This is a genomic window from Devosia enhydra (assembly GCF_900119845.1).
Lineage (GTDB): Bacteria > Pseudomonadota > Alphaproteobacteria > Rhizobiales > Devosiaceae > FPKU01.
The window spans coordinates 461,875-479,934 of sequence record NZ_FPKU01000003.1 but is presented as its reverse complement, the minus strand read 5'-3'; the positions used below and the strand labels follow the sequence as shown (position 1 = coordinate 479,934).

The following is an 18,060-nucleotide window of genomic DNA, read 5'->3' as shown; positions in this document are numbered from 1 at the left end:
GAGACTAGTGTTGATTGCTGAAATTTCTTGACCAGACCGGCTCCGTTTCGGACGCTGAACGTGTTGAACTGCTGCTCGCGATTGCTCCGCATCTGGCAACCACAGACGCCGCATTGGCGGTGCTGGCCGATGCGCGGCGTCTCGGGGTCGATCCGATCGATCATCTTGCCCACCGGGCCGGCATCAGCCACGAGGACGCCCATGGCCGCGCCGCGCACTGGGCGGGGCTGACCTTCTTTCCCGCCGTGCCGCCCATTCCCGAAGGGGCGCCGGTGACCCTGCCGGGGCTGGATTCGCTGGCCGATGTGCGCATCATCGGCACCAAGCTCTACGATCGCGACGTGTCCTACATGGCGCCGCGCTTCGATGGCTTCGTCATCCTGAGACGGGCCTGTGCGCGCAGCCCCGACGTCTTTCGCCACACCTGCCTCGTGCCGCCCGGTGCGCTGCAGAACCGGCTCGTGGCGGTGGGCGGGGAGACGCTCCTCTCCGAAGCGCGCTGCCGGCTCTCGCGGCGATGGCCCGAGGCCAGCGCCGATTTCGTGCTGACGCTGAGGGCCCGCATCCTCTTCGTGCTGGCGCTGGTGCTGCTGGCGGGGCTCGTTGCGGCCCTGCCGCTCGTCTATGCGCCCCTGGCGCTGCCGCTGCTCTGCCTCATCCTGCTCGTTCCGGCCCTTTTCCGGCTCTATGCCGTGCTGGCACCCGTGGCTCCCGGACCCGAGCCGCAGGGGATGGCCGATGCCGACCTGCCGGTCTATTCGGTGCTCATCCCGCTGCGGGACGAAGCCCATATGGTGCCGCTGCTCTATGAGGCGATGTCGGAGATCGACTATCCGCCCGAAAAGCTCGACATCACCTTCGTGGTCGAAACGACGAGCCGGTCGACGATCGCCGCCGTCGAGGCGGGGCTGGGCGATCCGCGCTTCGGGCTCGTGCTGGTGCCCGATGCCGAGCCCCTGACCAAGCCAAAGGCGCTCAATTACGCGCTGCCGCTGGCGCGGGGGACGCTGCTGGTGGTCTATGATGCCGAGGATATTCCCGATCGCGACCAGCTACGGCGGGCCGCCGCGCTGTTTGCCGCCGATCCCGGGCTCGATTGCCTGCAGGCCGAGCTGGTCATCGACAATGCCGCCGAAAACCCGCTGACGGCGCTGTTTTCAGGCGAATATGCCGGCCAGTTCGGCTTCGTGCTGCCGCTTCTGGCCCGGTTGCGCCTGCCCATGCCGCTGGGCGGCACCTCGAACCATTTCCGCGTCCGCTCGCTGCGCGAACTGGGCGGATGGGACGCCTATAATGTCACCGAGGATGCCGATCTGGGCGTTCGCATGGCCCGGCTGCGCTATCGCACCGCAACCTTTTCGGCCCGCACCGGCGAGGAGGCGCCGATCAGGCTCGGCGCGTGGATGAACCAGCGCACCCGCTGGCTTAAGGGCTGGATGCAGACCTTCATCGTCCACAACCGCAGGCCGAAGGCTTTTCTCGGAGATATCGGCTGGACGGGCTTTGTCGCCTTCCAGCTCTATGTCGGCTCGATGATGTTCTCGGCGCTGCTGCACACGCTCTTTTTCGTCAGCGCGCTCATGGGGCTCGCGACGGGACGGCTGAGCCTTGCGCCCACCGATGGCTGGGGCCTCGCCATGCTCGCGGTAGCGGCCACCGGCTATGGCGCGGCGCTGATCGTGGCGATGGTCGGGCTCTGGCGGCTGGGGCAGCGCGGCGTGATCGGCTGGCAGTTGCTGCTGCCCATTTACTGGCTGCTGCATTCGTGGGCGGCCCTGCGCGCCGCCCTCGAACTGCTGACCCGCCCCTATTTCTGGGCCAAGACCAGCCATGGCCAGTCCCGCCTGCGCCAGGAGCGTCAGTAACGCCAAGAGCGTCAGTAGCGGCTGATGGCGAAATCCTGATGCTCGATTTCGGGGGTCTTGCCCGAAATCAGGTCCGCGATCAGCTTGCCCGAGCCGGCCGAAAGCGTCCAGCCCAGCGTGCCATGGCCGGTATTGAGATAGAGGCCCCTGACGCTGGTGGGCCCGATCACCGGCGTGCCATCGGGCGTCATCGGCCGCAGGCCACACCAGAAGCTGGCGCGCGAGAGATCGCCGGCTTCGGGGAAGAGGTCGCGCAGCGAGCGGTCGAGCGGACCGCGCCGCTTGGGATCGAGGGTCAGATCGTAGCCGGCGAGTTCCGCCGTGCCGCCCACCCGGATGCGATCGCCCAGCCGCGTGGTAGCCACCTTGTAGGTCTCGTCCATGACGGTCGAGACCGGCGCCACATCGGCATTGATGATCGGCACGGTCAGCGAATAGCCCTTGACCGGATAGACCGGCAGGTCGATGCCGAGAGGGCGGACGAGGCCGGGCGAATGACTGCCGAGGGCCACGATGACGATGTCGGCGGTAGTGAGCCCGCGGTCGGTCCTCACCCCCGTCACGGCGCCCCCCGATTGCTCGAGCCCGAGAATGGTCTCGTTGTAGCGGAAGCTCACGCCATCCTCGGCGCAGAGGTCGGCAAGACGCTCGGTGAACATCTTGCAGTCGCCGGTCTCGTCATTGGGCAGCCGCAGCGCGCCCACGAACGGCGCCCGAGCAGTGGCGAGGCCAGGCTCGGCGGCAATGGCGCCGCGTGGATCGAGCACCTCGAAGGGCACGCCGGCCTCGCGCAGAACGGCGATATCCTCCTCGGCATGATCGAGCTGCTTTTGCGTGCGGAAGAGCTGCACCGTGCCCTGCATGCGCTGGTCATAGGCGATGCCGGTCTGGCTGCGCAGGTCGCGAAGGTTGAGGCGGCTGTATTCGGCCAGCCGCACCATGCGCCCCTTGTTGCGCTCATAGGCGGCATGGGTGCAGTTGGCGAGCAGTTGCAGGCCCCAGCGCATCATGGCCGGATCGAGCCGCGGACGGATCAGCAGCGGACCGTCCTCCATCGTCAGCCAGCGCAACGCCTTGAGCGGAATGCCCGGCCCGGCCCAGGGCGAGGCATAGCCGAACGACACTTCGCCGGCATTGGCAAAGCTCGTTTCGAGCCCCGGTCCCGGCTGCCGGTCGATGACGGTAACCGCGTGGCCGGCCTGTGCGAGATACCAGGCCGATGTGACCCCGACAACGCCGCTGCCGAGAATCAAGATGTTCATGCCAAACTCCTGAGCGCCCCCGGCGCGAAGTCTACAGGCTCCGCAGACCAGACAAAACCTTGCCGCGAGAAAAGCCCACCCTTGCTACGGATCAGCCGTCACGCGGGATTGGATGATTTTGCTGCCAAATCGCCTTCCGCGTGATTTGGCGGCGCGGGAGGCCGCTGCGCTAATCGTGGCGCGGATGTACCACGATGAGGCCGGGCAGCCCGCACACCTCGAAGCCATGATCGCGCGCCATCAGCCCGAAGCCCTCGGTTTCGATATGGAGCTTGTAGGGCTCGGAGGGAAAGACGACGCCGGCCCGGAAGACATCGCAATCCACCAGCAGCATGGTGCCGCCCACCGCATCGAGCGGGGTGATGTTGAGATAGGCAAGGTCTGGCAGGTAGTGGCGGCGGTTGCCGGAAGGGGGCTGCAACAGCCCCTCGAGCGCGCCATAGCGATAGAGATAATAGAAATCGGGCCGCTCGACATAGAGAAAGGCGTTCTGGTCGAACACCTTGCCCTCCTGGTCGAGACAATTGGCCATGACGACCGGACGCCGCGCCGCGAGCATTGTTCGCAGCCCATCGGGCGGCATCTCTGTGAGATCGACATCGAGGAAGAGGCAGTAATCGGCGATTTCGGCGGCCCGCTTGGCCATCGCGGTGCGGCAGGCGCCCAATATGCCGCGACGGCGCAACTGGATGCGGCGGCGCCAGCGCGGCGTCTTGCCAAGGAAAAAGCCGAAATTCTGCTCGGTGACTTCCACCGATGCGAAGCGGCCCGACCACTCCGCGGCGATGGCCTTGCAGGCGGCGAGCGTACCATCGACGCTGTCGGACACGAGCAGATGCACGCTCAGCAGCTCGGGCGGATAGTCGATGGTTTCGACCAGCGCCTTCCAGGCCGGCAGGAAGGCTTCCGCATCCTTGACGGGAGTTGCGATGCGTATGCGGGGCAGGGTGTCGACCGGCTTGAGCGACTGCTCGTCATAGTCCGCCCGGACATGGGGAAAGCTCTGCGCCATCGTTTCGATCTCGGGGTGGCGCCATTTGCGCCAGCGCCATTTGAGCCGGCTCGGCGCCTTGACGATGGATTTCTCGTTCCAGTCCTTCATGCCGAAGCCGACCCAGGTCTGGTGCCAGAGATGGGAACAGATCGGCTCCTGCCCGAAACCGCGCACGGTGAAGCGACGCGCGATGGTGCTGATGAAGTCCTGCGTCGGCTTGTCGGTGGAGCCATCATAGGTGATGGGGCTCCAGTAATCGGGCGAGAGCACATCGGGCCGCGCCGCATCGGGGGCGGTGAGGCCAGCCCCGGTCAGGAACCACGGGCCGGTGCTGGTCAGCACCTCGCCATGCTGGCATCTGGGCAGCATGGCGATGACATGATCCCATAACGGATGGCCGGGTTCGGAGCCCATGAAGGCGTTGCAGAGGAGGTAGGGCAGCCCGTTCTGGTTGTAGGACTTGCGCATGTGGAACTGCGGCTCGATGCCCAGAAAGCACGCGCTCTCCTCGGCGAGCGTATCGATCGCCTCGTAGGGCTCGACATCAAGATCGGAATAGACCCCGCCCACCCGGCTCAGCACCATGTAGCGAAACACATCGACGCGCTGGATGGCGCGCGGATAGGCATCATAGAGCGCCAGCTGCTCGGGGAATTCGCGGGCGACGAAATCGCGCAAGCCCGCATCGTCATAGAACCTGAACTCCCAATCGGGATGCAGGCTCTTCCACTTTTCGAGGATCGCTGCCATCTTCGCCGGCAGCCTGCTGCCCTTCCAGGTGAAGTGGAAGATTTTCGGAATGCTCATGCAAAGTGCCTCGCGCGCAGCCAGGCAAGCTCTAGCCTCTGGCGGTCCTGCTTGTCCACTAGGGGCGCCGCCTGCACATCCCTGCGCAGCGCGGGGCGCCCGTCGTGGCTGAACCCGCGCTTGTGATCGATGCGGCGCCGTCGGCGCTGTTCCTGCCCCGCGACGCCGGCATTTCGCGCCGGCCGCGGCTCGACAAGCGACCGCGGCCCGCAGACTTTCTCGACGCCTTCGAGGCGCACGCGCTCTATTACGACATCTTCTGGCATGCCGATGGGCGCCGGGTGCTGATGGTGGGGCCGCCGCCGGTCAACCTCAAAGGGCTCTACAAAGGGGCCCGCTTCACCGCACTGCCGTCCGGACGCGCGCTCAAGGCACGCCGCTATCGGTCGCTTTCGGTGATGACCACCGCGCTCATGGACGTGCCGCCCGATACCACCGCCATTGCCGTCAGTATGGCGGGGATGGAGATGCAGGCTCCACCGGGGCGTAGCCTCGTGCCGGCCTTTGCCGGCCGGCGCATCCTCTTTACGATGAACAAGGACAACGACCTCGACTGGATCCGCTTCTGGGCGGCCCACCATGCCGGCCAGCATGGCACCGACGCGGTGGTGGTGTTCGACAATGGCTCGCGCCGCTATGGCACCGAGAATATCGCCGAGACGCTGGCGAGCGTGCCGGGGGTGCAGGTTGTGGCCACACCCTCCTGGCCGTGGGCCTTCGGGCGCACCGATCCGGCTGTGTCGGTGGACCCCTATTGGGCGCATTTTCTCCAGATCGCCAGCATGGGCGTGCTGCTGCGGCGCTTCGGGGCGAAGGCCGAGGCGATTCTCAATTGCGATATCGACGAACTCGCCTATGCCCCGGATGGGGCAAGCATTTATGCCCTGGCGCGGGGCACATCGCACGGGCTTCTGGCGATGAAGGGGCAGTGGGTGGAGCCGGTGCCCGAGCCGGGCACAGAGCCGCGCGACCACGCCGATTTCCCGTTCCGCCTGCGCAATGCCAAGGCCCGCTTCTGCCGGGCCGGGAAATGGGCCATCGAGCCGACGCGGCCCTGGCTGCAACGGCTGGGGGTGCACCCCTACTGGCACTGGATCGAAGGCCGGCCGCTTCTGGCCAAGCGCTATGCCGGGGGCGCATTCTTCTGGCATTTCCGCGGCATCAACACCGGCTGGAAGGAAGACCGGACAGGTTCGGAGCCCGATTTTTCGGGGCTCGAACGCGATCCGGTGCTGGCAGCGACGCTGCCCGAGGTCACCTCCATGCGTCGCCCGGCAAAGGCTGCCTCCCCGGCTTGACGCGCGCCCGGTTTTGCCGCATCTATCGCGCCACTGGCGGGTGTAGCTCAATGGTAGAGCAGAAGCTTCCCAAGCTTACGACGAGGGTTCGATTCCCTTCACCCGCTCCAATCCTCCCCCGACATCGATTTTGGATCGCGCCCTGGAGCGTTTCCGCGTTTCATTGAAGCGGCACAAGGCGCTCTGTCCTTGCGTGTTTGTTCTCTCGGACTTGGTGTGACGCTGAGCTGAGGTCTAGCCGACAGCGCATCCGGCCGTGTCGGCTAGGCCGTTTCCCACCCACCGGACTTGAGGCGTTCGGCGAGGAGGGATGCCTGGACGCGGATGTCGGGCATGGCCTCGATCTCAAAGAAGGTGCCGCGGGTCAAGGGCCCCAATGCAAAGGTCAGCATGCGCCAATTCTATCCAACGGAGCATCGATCGGCACCTCGTATATTCTATCGAGCCGGTCTACAACGACATGCGGGGCGTGATGGTGTCGCAGCATGCCGGGGGAGGATTTTCCCCCGCAGCGCTGCTCGACGCAACAGCAATACTCGACTTGGTCACTAGATATTATAAAGATTACGCCGTCGGTCGGCATCCGAGCGACTGGGCGGGTCTCTGTCTGCCAGCGCCGATCCCGTCGCGTCTTCCCTCCTCCCTTGGGCGCGACGGGACCTGCGGCCGTCATCCCGTCTCGCCGAACCGACGCATCAGCTTAGGGCGCGGCGTCTTGGCGCCCGCGCGGCCATCGTCTCAATGCTCGTGATCGTGCTCGTGGCCGTGATCTTCGCCGTGATGGTGACCGTGATCGTGGCCCTCGCCGCGCGAGTGCTTCTGCTCACCTCCCGCCACGACCGGGACCACCTGAAGGCTACCATGGCGCACCGCCCGTTCGGCGATGACATGGTCGGCAAAGTGCTGCACCTGCGCCATCGGGCCCTTGAGAATGCCGACTTCAAGGCAATTCTCGGGATCGAGATGCACATGCAGACTGGCGATGGTGAGGTCGTGGTGGTCGTGGAAGGTGCTCGTCAACCGGCGGGCGAGATCGCGGGCGGCATGGTCGTAGACATAGCTCAGCACCCCCACGCATGCAGCGTCCGAACCCGTATCGCTGGCAGCCGCCTGCAGCCCGGCGCGGGCGAGATCGCGGATGGCTTCGGAGCGGTTCTGATAGCCGCGCTGGGCGATCAGCTGGTCGATCTCGGCCATGAGTTCGTCGTCGAGAGTGACCGTTACGCGTTGCATGATGCTGTCTCCGTATGATGTTTTGGCCTAGACATCATACTTTGTGTCGCCTAGGGTTCGGTCGTTGTGGGTCAGCAGGGCTGACCGAAATCGGTACCGTCATGAACTGGTATAGGGGCAGGGGGATGGCCAAGGCAATTGTCGGCAGGGGCCTGGTCGCCGTGGGCTTAGTGAGCGTAGCCATGCTGAGCGCCGGTATCGTGCCGGTTGTGGCGGCGTCTCGCGATGCCCTGGTTCTCGCCATCGGGGGCGAGCCGGAGGGCGGCTATGATCCGCTCCTGGGCTGGGGGCGGTATGGTCATCCGCTGTTCCAGTCCACCCTGCTCAAGCGCGATGCCGATCTGGCGACCGTGCCCGACCTTGCCACCCAATGGCGCCTGTCGGAGGACCGGCGCGTCTGGACCATCACGCTGCGCGACGATGTCCGCTTTTCGGACGGCACGTCGCTGACCGCGCGCGACGTCGCATTCACCTTCAACGCCGCCAAGGCGGCCAGCGGTGCGCTCGATCTCGGGGTGCTGGAAGCGGCCACCGCGCTGGATGACCAAACGGTCGAGATCCGGCTGTCACGGCCCTGGATCACCTTTGCCGACAGTTTCTATACCCTCGGCATCGTGCCCGAGGCGGGCTATGGGCCCGGCTATGCGCGCGCGCCCATCGGCTCGGGCCCCTATCGCCTCGTCTCGTGGACCGAGGGCGAACAGCTCATCGTCGAGGCCAATCCGCATTACTATGGCCCGGCCCTGCCGTTTTCGCGCCTGACCTTCGTCTTTACCGCCGAGGATACGAGCCTGGCTGCGGCACAGGCGGGGCAGGTGGACATGGTGGCGGTGCCGGCCTCGGCCGCCGACCTGCCGCCGCAGGGCATGCGGCAGGTGGTGGTGGCTTCGGTGGACAATCGCGGCCTCACCTTTCCGATGCCGCCCGCGACCGGCCGCGTTTCGCCCGCCGGCGCCCCCATCGGCAACGCGGTCACATCCGACCCGGCCATACGCCGCGCCATCAATCTTGGCATCGACCGGCAGCAGCTTGTCGACGTTGCGCTTCTGGGGCACGGCACGCCCGCCTTCGGGCCCGCCGATGGCCTGCCGTGGTCCAATCCCGAGGCGGCGATCACCCCTGATCCGGCGGCTGCGGCCGCGCTGCTCGATGCGGCAGGATGGCTGCCGGGCGCCGATGGCGTGCGCGAAAAGGCCGGTGTCAAGTCGGCGTTCCCGATCAACTATCCGGCCTCCGATTCCACCCGGCGTGCCCTCGCCATAACGCTTGCCGAGCAATTGCGCGGGCTGGGCATCGCGGCAACGCCCAGGGGGCTCAGCTGGGACCGGATCGAGGCGGTGATGCATTCCGAGCCGGTGCTGTTTGGCTGGGGCAGCCACTCCCCGCTCGAGATCTACAGCCTCTATGCCAGCACCTATGGCGGGGTGGCGTTCTACAATCCCGGCTTTTTCTCCAATGCCGCGGTCGATGCGCATTTCGCCGCCGCGCAGGGTGCCGAAAGCCCAGAGGCCTCCTATCCGCACTGGCAGAAGGCCGAGTGGGACGGGACGACGGGGTTCGGGGCCAAAGGCGATGCCGGCTGGGCCTGGCTCGTCAATCTCGATCACATCTATTATGTCGATGAGTGCCTTAATATCGGTGCCACGCAGACCGAGCCGCATGGCCATGGCTGGCCGATCACCGCATTGATCGAGAGCTGGACATGGACCTGCCCGTAGGATCGCCGTGACCGCCCTTGCCGGCTCCCTATTGTCGCGCTTTGTGCGGCTGGCCCTGGTGCTGGCTGCCGTTGCGGTGCTGGCTTTTGCGCTTCTGAAGCTGTCACCCATCGACCCGGTCGATGCCTATCTGGGCGCCGATATCGCGCGGGTGGGGCCCGAACAGCGGGCGCTGATCGCCGAGAAATGGGGGCTCGACGCCCCCCCTTATGTGCAGTTCGGCACCTGGGCGGGCACCGTGCTCGGTGGCGATCTCGGCTTTTCGATGACGTACAACGCGCCGGTTGCGGAGGTGCTGGCGAGCCGGTTCGCCGCCTCCCTGCCGCTGATGGGGCTGGCCTGGCTGCTTTCGGGGGTGCTGGGCTTCGGGCTGGGCGTGCTCGCCGGCGCGTTTCCGGGCAGCTGGCTCGATCGCGTCATCCGGTTCTATGCGTTCGTGCTTGCCGCCACGCCGACCTTCTGGCTGGCCATCGTGCTGCTGATCGTCTTTTCGGTCGGGCTGCGATGGACGCCGGTGTGCTGCGCCGGACCCATCGGCGTGCTGCCGCAGGACGTGACGCCATGGCAGCGGCTCCATCATCTCATGCTGCCGCTCGTGGCGCTGACGGTGCTGGGGGTGGCGCAGATCGCGCTGCATACCCGCGCCAAGATGGTCGAGATCATGCAGTCCGACTACGCGATCTATGCAAGGGCACAGGGCGCCTCTGAACTCGAAGTGGCCTTGCGGCACGGGGCGCGCAATGCCGCTCTGCCCGCCATCACGGTGCTGTTCGCCTCGCTCGGTGAACTGTTCGGCGGCTCGGTGCTGGCTGAACAGGTCTTCGCCTATCCCGGCCTCGGCAACGCCACGGTGGAAGCGGGCCTGCGCGGCGACGTGCCGCTGCTTCTGGCGCTGGCGCTGTTCCTGACGCTTTTCGTGGTCACCGGCAACATGATCGCGGACCTGCTCTATAGCCGGCTCGATCCGCGCATGGCGGGGGTGGTGGTGAAATGAGCGAGGCCATCGATCTCCCCGTGGCGAGCCCGGGCCCGGCGCGGCTGGGCAACCGGGTGTGGACGCTCGTGGCGGCGCTGCTCGGGCTCGTTCTCATCGCCGGCATCGCCATCGGCGCGCCGATGCTGGGCAGTCTCGGCATCGCGCCCGATTTTTCCGCCCGCCTCGCCGAGCCGTCGCTGGCCCACTGGTTCGGCACCGATCCGTTCGGCCACGACATGCTTGCGCGCACGGTGCATGGGCTCAATGTCAGCCTGTGGGTGGGGCTCGTGGCCGCATCGATCTCCGTGGTTATCGCCACAGCGCTGGCGATCTTTGCTGCCACCTGCGGGCGCTGGGCCGATGCGGTGGTGGCGTTTCTCGTTGATACGGCGATGGGCCTGCCGCATCTGGTACTCCTGATCCTGATTTCCTTTGCGCTGGGCGGGGGCACGACGGCGGTGATCATCGCGGTGGCGGTGACGCACTGGCCGCGTCTTACCCGCATCCTGCGCGCCGAAATCCTGCAATTGCGGCAGGCCGATTTCATCATCGCGGCTCGCCGGATGGGCAGGTCATGGGGCCATATCGGGTTCAGGCATATCCTGCCCCATCTCTGGCCGCAGATCCTCGTGGGACTGGTGCTGCTGTTTCCCCATGCCATCCTGCATGAGGCCGCGCTGACCTTTCTCGGCTTCGGCCTCGAACCCAGCCGGCCCGCCATCGGCGTCCTGCTCGCCGATTCCCTGCGCTATCTGATGGCGGGCAAATGGTGGCTGGGGCTCTTTCCCGGCCTGTGCCTGCTGATGCTGGTGCTGTGCTTTGATGCCATCGGCAATGGCCTGCGCCTTCTGGCCGATCCGCGGCAGGGGCAGCTCTGATGCTGGCGATCGAGGCGCTGACGGTCGGGTTCCGGCGCTATCGCGGGCTTTTGGCCCAGGTCGATGTAAGGGCATTGGGGCCGCTCGAAATCGGCCTTGCGCGGGGCGAAGTGCTCGCTCTCGTGGGCGCATCGGGGGCGGGCAAGAGCCTTCTGGCCCATGCGCTGTTCGGCGTGCTGCCGCCCAATGCGCTGGTTTCGGGCCGGATGCTGTTCGATGGCATTGCGCTTGAGGCTCAGACGCTGCCGGCCCTGCGTGGCCGCAAGATGGGGCTCGTGCCACAATCGATCAGCCATCTCGATCCGCTGGTGCGGTGCGGCCGGCAACTGGGCTGGGCGGCGCGGCGGGCCGGGCGCCCAGTCGATCGCTCCGGCCTCGAGGCGGCATTGGGGTGGTTCGATCTCGACGCTTCGGTGCTCGATGCCTTTCCCCATGCGCTCTCGGGCGGCATGGCGCGGCGGCTGATGCTGGCCATGGCCATTATCGGGGGACCCGATCTGGTGGTGGCCGACGAGCCGATCAGCGGCCTCGATGCCGACAACGCCGCGCTGGTGCTCGGCTATTTTCGCCGCCTCGCCGATGAGGGCCGAGCCGTGCTGCTGATCACCCATGATCTGGTGCAGGCCATACCGGTCTCCGATCGCGTCGCCATCCTGCGCGATGGCCACCTCGAGGGCATCGCACCGGCTGCCGCCTTTTCGGGCGATGGATCGGCACTTGCGAGCCCCTATGCCAGGGCCCTATGGCGGGCGATGCCTGAAAATGGCTTCGGGCTGGAGCCGGTCGATGCTTGAGGCCCGCGACATCAGTTTTGCCTATGGCCGGGCGGCGCCCGTGCTCAGTGGCGTCTCGCTCGGCGTGGGGCGCGGCGAGATCGTCGGGCTGTCGGGGCCGTCGGGATGCGGGAAGTCGACATTGGCGCGGCTTTTGGCGGGGTACCTCACCAGCCGCAGCGGCGCGGTGCTGGTCGATGGCGCGGCCCCCGCCAAGGGCTGGTCGCCGGTGCAATATGTGCATCAGGCGGCTTATCTTTCAGTCGATCCGCGCTGGCGCATCGGCGCCATCCTCGATGAAGCCGGGCCTGTCGATGAGGCACTGCGCAACCAGCTCGGCGTCTCGCGACGCTGGTTCGAGCGCTATCCGCACGAAATCTCGGGCGGCGAGTTGCAGCGCGTGGTGCTGCTGCGCGCGCTGGGGCCAAGGACGCGGTATCTCGTCGCGGATGAGGTGAGCGCCATGCTCGATCCCATCACGCAGGTCGAGGTCTGGCAGGCCCTGCAGGCGCGGGCCGGCGCCGGCCTCGGCATTTTGGCCATCAGCCATGGCGATGCGCTGCTGGAGAGGGTTGCGACGCGCCGCCTGCATCTTGAAGCCGGCCGGCTTCTGCCGGTGTCCGGCAGCGCCACGAAAGCCATAGGCAATGCCGGTTCGCCCCAATGCGGCAAATGGCCTCTTGAGCCGGCAAACCTTCCAGCATAGGAAGCTTGCGCTGGAGGCGTGATGTCGCAGAGATCGCATGCAATCGTCAGGGAGATGGGCGCCGCCGTCGCGGTGCTGGCCATCTATGTCCTGACGCTTTTGCTGCCGCTGCATCAGGCCGCCGGTCTCCAGCGCGACCTTGCCACGATCGGCTACGAAACCGTCGGCGCCTGGACCATCTGCGCCCCGCTGGCCGTGGATGACGATGGCGATCCAACGACGCCTGCCGCGCTCACCTGTCCTGCGACCGGCGTCTCCAAGCAGGAATTCGTCGCCGTGCTGCCGCCGGCGATCCGGCTCGAAGCGCCCGTGCTGTCGTCCCCGATCCGTTTCGAGCTGCCCCAGCCGCTTGCCCCGCCTGCGGTGGCGGCACATTTCGCCCAATCGAGAGCCCCTCCAGTCTCGGCCTGATCGCATCCGGGTACCCGTTGCCCGCTATCAGACCTTTTTTGACTGGAGATCATGATGATCCGTCTTGTTACCCGCGCGGCCCTCGCCGCTGTCGCTCTCGCTTCCGTTTCCGCGCCTGCCTTCGCCCATGTGACGCTCGAAGTGCGTCAGGCCGCAGTAGGTTCTTCCTACAAGGCAGTGGTGCGCGTTCCCCATGGCTGCGGCACCGAGGCCACCAATGTCGTCCGCATCCAGATCCCCGAGGGGTTCTTTGCGGTCAAGCCGATGCCCAAGGCCGGCTGGACGCTCGAGACCGTCACCGGCCCCTACGAGAACGCCTATGACAATCACGGCACAGAGGTGACCGAGGGCGTTCGCGAGATCGTCTGGAAGGACGGCAACCTGCCCAATGAGTGGTATGACGAATTCGTCTTCCGGGGCACCTTCGCCTCCTCGCTGACCCCGGGCAAGTTCTACTTCCCCGCCATCCAGGAATGCGCCAATGGCGAGGAAGCCTGGATCGACGTGACGGGCGAAGCCGGCGCCGACATGCCGGCCCCGAGCCTCGAGCTCGTTCCCGCCGGCACCCCGGCCCACTAAGCCGCACTACCGCTGCGTTTGAAGCAGACGCGGGTCCTCTGGTCCGCGTCTGCCCCCAGCAAGCTCACGAGGTCGGCATGTTCGTCACTTCGCCTTTCGGCCGGATGGTGCTCGTCCTCGGCCTGCTTTTCTCGCTCATCTCGATACAGCCGGCCTGGGCCCATGCTCAGCTTTTGTCGACGACGCCGCCTGCCGGTGCCGTGCTTGCCGATGAGCCTGAAAGCCTGAGCCTCGCCTTCAACGAGCCGGTGACGGCTCTCGTGATGACGCTGGTTGCGCCCGATGGCACGCGAACCGACCTGCTCGATGGGACGCAGAGTGGGGAAACCGTCGTCGTCGCGCTGCCGCCGAGCTCTTCTGAGGGCACCCATGTGCTGAGTTGGCGTGTCGTCTCCACCGACGGCCATCCCATCGGGGGATCGCTGGTCTTTTCCATCGGCATGCCCTCCGGCGGTCCGGTGGCGAGCGGGCCGGAGGGCGACCGGGTCGTCTCGGTCGCGCTCTGGGCTGCGAAGGCGGGGGTGTTCATCGCGCTGTTTTTCGGGGTCGGCGGCGCGGTGTTTGGCGCCATGACCGTCTTGCCGCCCCTGGCGCGGACCCTTGCTTTGGCGCTCGGGACCGCAGGACTGGTGCTGGCGCCGGTGAGCCTCGGGCTGCACGGGCTCGATGCGCTGGCTCTGCCGCCTGGCGACATCGTCACCCCGTCCCCATGGTCGGCAGGGCTCGCCACGAGTTATGGCATGACGGCCGTCGCGCTTGCACTGGCCATGCTGCTGGCACTGGTTGCGATGCTGCGGCCCGGCCTGCGGCTGCTGGCCGTGCCGGCCTGGCTCGGCGGTGCGGTTGCGCTCAGCCTCAGCGGCCATGCCGGAGCCGCCGAACCGCAATCGCTGACGCGGCCTGCCGTGGCGCTGCATGTGGCGGGACTGCTGTTCTGGGTCGGCGCCCTGCCGCCGCTCCTGCTGCTGCTGGCGCAAAAAAACGCCGATGCGGACAGGGGGCTCGCGCGCTTCTCGCGCGTCGTGCCGCTGGCCGTTGGCGCGATCCTCGTCTCCGGCGTTGCGCTCGCCGTTATCCAGATGGGGCCGCCGGGAGCGCACTGGCTCTCGCCCTATGGCGGCATTCTGGCCAGCAAACTCCTGCTGCTGGCACTGCTTTTTGCGCTCGCGATCTGGAACCGCTGGCGCCTGACGGGGCCGGCACTGGCCGGTGAGATCATCGCCCGCCACCGCCTGCGCCGGTCGATCCGGGCCGAGATCGTCATCATCGTCCTGATCCTCGGCCTTGTTGCAGGCTGGCGGTTCACGCCGCCGCCCCGGGCGCTGGCAGAGGCGACCGCTGCTGCCGATCGCGGTGTCGAGGCCACCTTCGTGCATGTGATGGATGCGAACGCCATGGTCGACATGACCGTCACGCCCGGCCGGGCCGGCCCGGTCAGCATTGATCTCGCCGTCTCGGACGCGGCGGGTGCCCCCGCCGTACCGCAGGCCATCATGGTGACGCTGTCTGCGCCCGAACTCGGCATCGAGCCTCTGCGCTACGAGGCGGTTGTGGCAGACGGGTTCTGGCGGGTCGAAGGCGCCACCATTCCCATCGCCGGCCAATGGACCATATCTCTCGATATCCGCATGAGCCGGTTCAGCCTAATCCGTCTCGAAACCCAACTCGATATTCCCTGATCCCCAAAAGGAGTTTTCCATGCTGTTCCGTCCCCTTCTCGCCGGCCTTGCCGGTCTCGCTCTGCTCTCCACGGCCGTGATGGCGCAGGATGCAGCCCATCACGGCGCCGCACACACCCAGGCTGATGCGCCGACCATTTCCGGCGAGGTGAAGCTGGGCGACATTGCGATCTCGGGCGCCTTTTCCCGCGCCACCCTGCCCAACGCCCCGGTGGGCGGCGGGTTTTTGACCATCGCCAACACCGGGACGCTCGATGACCGCCTGGTGTCGGCCAGCGCCGATGTCGGGCGCGAGACCCAGATCCACGAGATGGCGGTGGTCAATGACGTGATGCGCATGCGCCAGCTCGACGGCGGCATTCCTGTCGCGGCCGGAGAAACCGTCACGCTGTCGCCCGGCGGCCTGCACCTGATGTTCATGGGGCTCAACGGGCCGCTCGTGGAAGGCGAAAGCTTCCCCGTGACCCTGACCTTCGAGAAGGCCGGCAGCATCACCATCGACATGTCCATCGCCGGCAGCGCGGCGCGCGAGGGAGCGATGGATCATGGAGCTCATGGCGGGGCACATGGTGCCGGGCACGGCAGTGCCTCGCCCCTCGATCAGAGGGGGCTGAGCGATGTCGATGCCATTGCGGCCATGCAGAAGGCCTTGTTCGAAACGCCCGGCAATCCGCTTGAGATGGGTCCGATTGTGGTTTCAGGCGACTACGCGATCAGCGGCTGGACTCAGAACGGGGCAGGAGGACGTGCCCTTTTGCGCAAGACGGCGCGTGGCTGGGGCATTCATCTGTGCGCCGGCGATGGCCTCAAGGACGTCGACAATCTGATTTCCATCGGTGTTCCCGAGGATGCCGCCCGCGCTCTCGTGGCTGCGCTCGCGGTAGAGGAAGGCAAGCTCTCCCCGGCAACGGTGGCGCTCTATGATGCCTTTGACGGCACCGTCATGGTCGATGAGGACCTGATTTGATGGCCGCGCTCAATCGCACCCGACTCGTGCTCTGGGCTCTGGTGGCCGTTCTGGCGATCGTGGCGACGGGGCTCTATCTCCAGACCATTCTTGGCCGCCCCACCCAGGCGGCCGGGCTTGGGGCCGGGGATTACCGGCTGGAAACCACCGATGGCGGCACGTTCGAGCGGGCAAGTCTCAACGGCCACCCGTCGGCGCTGTTTTTCGGCTTTACCCATTGTCCCGATGTCTGCCCCACGACGCTGTCGGAAATGGTCGCGTGGTACGCCGCGCTGGGCGCAGACGCCCGCGACCTCAAGGCCTATTTCGTCACCGTCGATCCCGAGCGCGACAGCGCTGCGATCCTCGCGGACTATGTGGGCTGGACCGAAAAGGTGATCGGCGTCACCGGTAGCCGCGCCGAGATCGACAAGGCCATCAAGGCCTGGGCTGTGCATGTCGAAAAAGTGCTGCTCGAGGGCGGCGATTACACCATGGACCATACGGCCTCGGTGTTCCTGCTCGATCGGCAGGGCGATTTTCAGGGCACCATCGCCTATATGGAAAGTCAGGAGACGGCGATCGGCAAGCTCAGGAGGCTGATCGGCAGCTGAACTTGTGGCCCGGCAGATGGCTCAGCGTCGGCGAAAGGGCAGGGCGATGAGCCAGCCGAGCCGGTTGGGGCGGCTGTCGGCCTGCCATTCGGCCAGCCCGGTGGTCATGCCCTCATGCCCGGCGCGCGGCTGGGCGCGGTAGGTAGAAAACAGCCGGTCCCAGATCGAGAGGGCGAAGCCGTAATTGCTGTCGGTTTCCTCGCGCTCGACCGAATGATGCACCCGGTGCATGTCGGGGGTGACGACGAACAGCCGCAGGACGCGGTCGAGCGCAGGCGGCAGCCGCAGATTGGCATGGTTGAAGAGGGCCGCCGCATTGACCATGGCTTCGAACAGCACCACCGCGAGGGGCGGGGCGCCCAGCACCACCACCGCCGCCGCCTTGACGAGGATCGAAAGGACGATCTCGACCGGGTGAAAGCGGATGCCGGTGGTGGCGTCGAGATCGTGATCGGTGTGATGCACACTGTGCACCCGCCAGAGCATCGGCACCTTATGGAAGACGAGGTGCTGCGCCCAGATAACCAGATCGAGCACGACGAACGCCACGATGCCGGCCACCCAGCCCGGCATGGGCAAAACGTTGAAGAGCCCGATGCCGGCAGTTTCGGCCCAGATGGCGGCGATGACCGCCGTGACCGGCACGAGCACGGTAAAAACGCTCACCGCAAGGAAGTCGCTGACCAGAAGGCCGATATTGGTCGTCCAGCGGCTTTTGCGCGGATGGCGGCGCTGGCGTCGCGGCAGCCAGGTCTCGAGCGCGGCCATGACGAGGAGCACGAGCACGAAGAGCCCGAAGCGGAACGGTCCTTCTCCGAGCCCGAGGATTGTCATCGGCTCACGGCCGGCGCATGCGGGCGCGGGCCGCCACCTCGATCGCCGCAGTGGTCAGCCGATCGATGGCGAGACGGTCGCGGATCATCTCGAGCAGGCGCAACTGTTCCTGGGGCAGGTCGAGATCGACCACGGCGACTTCGACGGCCAGGGCATAGGCGGTATCGTGCAGCCGTTCGGGAATGACGGCGATGATCTCGTCGAGCGCCCCGTCGAGCCCGTCCGGCCCGTTGATGCGGTCGGCGCAGCGGTTGGCCGCGACAGCGATGCCGTCATGCCCATAGCCGGCAAAGACCGGCAGGCGGCCGACCAGCGTGCCGATCCGGTCGAGCTCGAGCTGGCTGATGTCGACGTCGGACGACGCGGTGGCCACCATCAGCTGGATAAGGGCATCCTGGAAGGCGAGCGGCATGAAATATCCCCGATGGAGTTGTCGGCAATACCTAGGAAGGGCCGGCCGGCTTGGCAAGACGGACCGCTCCTCATC

18 protein-coding genes and 1 tRNA gene are annotated in these 18,060 nt (G+C 66.6%); 13 read left to right on the top strand and 6 right to left on the bottom strand.

All coding sequences use genetic code 11. The features are described from left to right. Window positions 1-14: 14 nt before the first annotated feature. On the top strand, window positions 15-1,865 hold the full coding sequence (locus BT183_RS17100) for a glycosyltransferase family 2 protein (protein ID WP_072345749.1): 1,851 nt from the start codon (window positions 15-17) through the stop codon (window positions 1,863-1,865). An 11-nt stretch (window positions 1,866-1,876) separates the two neighbouring features. Here the strand turns inward: BT183_RS17100 and BT183_RS17095 are convergent, their stop codons facing one another. Together BT183_RS17095 and BT183_RS17090 are read right to left on the bottom strand one after the other, a co-directional pair. After that, window positions 1,877-3,127 carry a D-amino acid dehydrogenase gene (locus BT183_RS17095; RefSeq protein WP_072345747.1) on the bottom strand — a complete coding sequence of 417 codons (1,251 nt, stop codon included), beginning with the start codon at window positions 3,125-3,127 and terminating at the stop codon, window positions 1,877-1,879. A 169-nt stretch (window positions 3,128-3,296) separates the two neighbouring features. Further along, a complete protein-coding gene (locus BT183_RS17090) occupies window positions 3,297-4,928 on the bottom strand; it encodes a glycosyltransferase (protein WP_072345745.1) in 1,632 nt (543 codons plus the stop codon). Between the two features lie 104 nt (window positions 4,929-5,032). On the opposite strand from BT183_RS17090, the gene BT183_RS17085 reads away from it, so the two are divergent. Next, window positions 5,033-6,226, top strand: coding sequence for a hypothetical protein (locus BT183_RS17085; RefSeq protein ID WP_072345743.1), 1,194 nt, complete (start codon window positions 5,033-5,035; stop codon window positions 6,224-6,226). Window positions 6,227-6,262: 36 nt separating this feature from the next. Continuing rightward, window positions 6,263-6,336: transfer RNA gene (locus BT183_RS17080), tRNA-Gly, on the top strand. A 153-nt stretch (window positions 6,337-6,489) separates the two neighbouring features. Here BT183_RS17080 and BT183_RS21185 read toward each other — a convergent pair. Further along, a complete protein-coding gene (locus BT183_RS21185) occupies window positions 6,490-6,618 on the bottom strand; it encodes a hypothetical protein (RefSeq protein WP_280173935.1) in 129 nt (42 codons plus the stop codon). A gap of 346 nt (window positions 6,619-6,964) precedes the next feature. Further along, entirely contained in the window at window positions 6,965-7,459 is a 495-nt protein-coding gene (nikR, locus tag BT183_RS17075; RefSeq protein WP_072345741.1) for a nickel-responsive transcriptional regulator NikR, read from the bottom strand. A 182-nt stretch (window positions 7,460-7,641) separates the two neighbouring features. Here nikR and BT183_RS17070 point away from each other — a divergent pair, with 182 nt between their 5' ends. The 10 genes from BT183_RS17070 to BT183_RS17025 all read left to right on the top strand — a co-directional run bounded on the left by BT183_RS17070 (window position 7,642) and on the right by BT183_RS17025 (window position 16,739). Beyond that, window positions 7,642-9,177 (top strand): ABC transporter substrate-binding protein, encoded by a 1,536-nt coding sequence (locus BT183_RS17070; protein ID WP_143145864.1) that lies wholly within the window; start codon window positions 7,642-7,644, stop codon window positions 9,175-9,177. A 7-nt stretch (window positions 9,178-9,184) separates the two neighbouring features. Beyond that, complete coding sequence (locus BT183_RS17065; protein WP_072345737.1) at window positions 9,185-10,171, top strand: ABC transporter permease; 987 nt, start codon at window positions 9,185-9,187, stop codon at window positions 10,169-10,171. Then, a complete protein-coding gene (locus BT183_RS17060; RefSeq protein ID WP_072345735.1) occupies window positions 10,168-11,031 on the top strand; it encodes an ABC transporter permease in 864 nt (287 codons plus the stop codon). Before BT183_RS17065 ends, BT183_RS17060 begins: the two co-directional genes overlap by 4 nt. After that, window positions 11,031-11,825, top strand: coding sequence for an ATP-binding cassette domain-containing protein (locus BT183_RS17055; RefSeq protein ID WP_072345733.1), 795 nt, complete (start codon window positions 11,031-11,033; stop codon window positions 11,823-11,825). Before BT183_RS17060 ends, BT183_RS17055 begins: the two co-directional genes overlap by 1 nt. After that, window positions 11,818-12,510: an ABC transporter ATP-binding protein gene (locus BT183_RS17050; RefSeq protein WP_072345731.1), complete on the top strand. Its 693-nt coding sequence runs from the start codon at window positions 11,818-11,820 to the stop codon at window positions 12,508-12,510. The genes BT183_RS17055 and BT183_RS17050 overlap by 8 nt, the downstream gene beginning before the upstream one ends. 21 nt (window positions 12,511-12,531) lie before the next feature. After that, window positions 12,532-12,921 (top strand): hypothetical protein, encoded by a 390-nt coding sequence (locus tag BT183_RS17045; protein ID WP_143145863.1) that lies wholly within the window; start codon window positions 12,532-12,534, stop codon window positions 12,919-12,921. A 51-nt stretch (window positions 12,922-12,972) separates the two neighbouring features. Then, window positions 12,973-13,500 (top strand): YcnI family copper-binding membrane protein, encoded by a 528-nt coding sequence (locus BT183_RS17040; RefSeq protein ID WP_210185497.1) that lies wholly within the window; start codon window positions 12,973-12,975, stop codon window positions 13,498-13,500. A gap of 77 nt (window positions 13,501-13,577) precedes the next feature. Further along, complete coding sequence (locus BT183_RS17035) at window positions 13,578-15,179, top strand: copper resistance CopC/CopD family protein (RefSeq protein WP_072345727.1); 1,602 nt, start codon at window positions 13,578-13,580, stop codon at window positions 15,177-15,179. Between the two features lie 19 nt (window positions 15,180-15,198). Then, the gene (locus BT183_RS17030) at window positions 15,199-16,146 is read left to right on the top strand and encodes a copper uptake system-associated protein (RefSeq protein ID WP_143145862.1); all 948 of its coding nucleotides are present in this window, start codon (window positions 15,199-15,201) and stop codon (window positions 16,144-16,146) included. Then, window positions 16,146-16,739 (top strand): SCO family protein, encoded by a 594-nt coding sequence (locus tag BT183_RS17025; protein WP_072345725.1) that lies wholly within the window; start codon window positions 16,146-16,148, stop codon window positions 16,737-16,739. The genes BT183_RS17030 and BT183_RS17025 overlap by 1 nt, the downstream gene beginning before the upstream one ends. Before the next feature lie 21 nt (window positions 16,740-16,760). Here BT183_RS17025 and BT183_RS17020 read toward each other — a convergent pair whose 3' ends face one another. Further along, window positions 16,761-17,573 (bottom strand): sterol desaturase family protein, encoded by an 813-nt coding sequence (locus BT183_RS17020; RefSeq protein ID WP_072345723.1) that lies wholly within the window; start codon window positions 17,571-17,573, stop codon window positions 16,761-16,763. 4 nt (window positions 17,574-17,577) lie between these two features. Further along, window positions 17,578-17,985: a tellurite resistance TerB family protein gene (locus tag BT183_RS17015; protein ID WP_072345721.1), complete on the bottom strand. Its 408-nt coding sequence runs from the start codon at window positions 17,983-17,985 to the stop codon at window positions 17,578-17,580. Between the last annotated feature and the right edge of the window lie 75 nt (window positions 17,986-18,060).